General features: G+C 47.8%; 2 protein-coding genes. Both read left to right on the forward strand.

The annotated features are described in order from the left end of the window. Positions 1-730 precede the first annotated feature (730 nt). Positions 731-1,444 (forward strand): CRISPR-associated endoribonuclease Cas6, encoded by a 714-nt coding sequence (cas6, locus tag MVD07_RS06135; RefSeq protein WP_297499711.1) that lies wholly within the window; start codon positions 731-733, stop codon positions 1,442-1,444. Positions 1,445-1,448: 4 nt separating this feature from the next. Then, the coding region (locus tag MVD07_RS06140; protein WP_297499713.1) for an HD domain-containing protein at positions 1,449-1,923 on the forward strand (475 nt) is incomplete at its 3' end.

Here is a 1,923-nt window from a genome sequence, read left to right on the forward strand (position 1 = left end):
TAAGCGTGAGTTTCTCACGCTTGTTGTTGCATGCTTTTTGAGTGCAACGCTGCAACGCAACGCAACGCGCAACGCAAAATGCAACGCCCTTCTTGTTCTATAGTGTATTGAGTGTATTGTAGGTATTCGCACTAGCCTTGGCACTCTGATGCTATCCTGCTTTGCAACTTTGCTTCTACATTAAACTGAAGAACTCAGTTCTACATTTACATTAAATTGAAGAAATCAACTCCACCTTTGCAACAGCCGTAACACACAAAATCTCACGTTGGAGTTTCAGATTGGCATATCATCAAGCTCGAAGGAAGGGCATGGCAGTTGTTAAACTCGAATGGGGGCTCAACGGAAGACGAGGGTTTCAGTTCTCCTGAAAACTACCCCGATGAAGACGGGAGGCTGTAAAATGGGTTTTGTATCCTTTGCAGTATGAATTAAGGCACGTGAGCTGTGAGAGTACTGACTTTCCCCGCCGTGAACGGTAAGGGTTCAGCTTTAACCCTTCACCAGTGGCAGGAAAGTTTTAGGGCTCTCATCTGTGGGTTTCAACTGTTGGATTGCCGATTACTCCATCCCCGCCCTAAAGGACAAGGCTTTCAAGAGAAAAATGTAATGGTTTGTTGAACCCTTAAGTTTTAACATTTAATCCTAATTCATCGGAGGTTTTCTAATAGCAAGTCTTATAAATTCTGAGATGCAAATACTAAGGCCGAGACTTATAAAGGTGTGTCGGATGAGGCTAAAAGTTGCTTTTTATCCAAAAAATGGAACTTTTGAACGATCAAACAAGCACGCCATCCAGGGGTTCATATACAATATGCTCAAAGGCTCGGAGTACGGGGAAAGGCACGACGAACCGCGTTTCAAGTTCTTCACTTTCTCAGACTTCTTCTTGGACTCCATGGGGAGACCCACACTACTCATCTCTTCCCCGGAGAAAGGCTTCATTAACACTCTATACGGTGCTATCAAGGATAAAGAGCGCGTTTACATCGGTCGACACGAGCTGATCGTTGCAGAGCTCAAGAGGTTCAAACTCCCCCTGCGGAGGGTCTTTCAGACGGGCTCTCCGATAGTTCTCTATAGGAACGCGCAGGAAAACGAGTACTTCAAGCTCCACCAGCACAGAGACCTTCGCTTTTTCCTCCAGAGGCTCAAGGAAAACGCGGAGAAGAAGTACGAGGCCTTTTACGGTGAAGACTTCCTCCTCGAAGAGCCCATCTTTGACAGGCTGATTCCAAAGCTCAGGAACAACGGAAAGCTCGACGTCTACGTCAAGGTCGTCAAGAACGGCGTTCCCTTCCCCGTGATAGGCTCCAACTGGGAGTTGCTTGAGAAGGAGCGCATAAGACCTGAGGAAAGGCGCTTCTACCGCTTTATAATGGACGCGGGTTTAGGCGAGAAAAACAGCCTCGGCTTCGGGTTTTTGAATCCCATCAGGAGGTGAAAAATTGAAACTTGAGGAACTCGTTGCTTTGGGCGGGCTCCTTCACGATATCGGAAAGCCCGTCCAGAGGGCTAGACTATACTCAGGCGACCACTCGGAGCAGGGGGCGGAGTTCCTTAGATGGCTAGCAACGGAAACGGGGAGAGAAGAATACGAGCTCCTCGCTCTTTTCTCTGCTTTCCACCACAAGAAACACTTCAACGAGGTCAGAATCAGGGAAGCTGTCAAAAGGATCAATCCGGAGCGCTTTGGGCTGAGCGAGGAGGACATTATAAGGGCCCTGTGGATAGTTTACGAGGCCGACAACCTCTCCTCGGCTGAGAGAGAAGAAGGAGAACCGGAGAATATAAGACCACTCTACTCAATCTTCAACAGGGAAAAGGCCTACCGGCCGACTATTCTTAACTTCGAGCAAGAATTGCCAATTCCAGAGGATATCGAGAGCCTAACAAAATGGAACTATGGGGAAGTAGTGAGAG

Origin of the sequence: Thermococcus sp. (genome assembly GCF_027008145.1) — an archaeon.
Classification (GTDB): Archaea; Methanobacteriota_B; Thermococci; order Thermococcales; family Thermococcaceae; genus Thermococcus.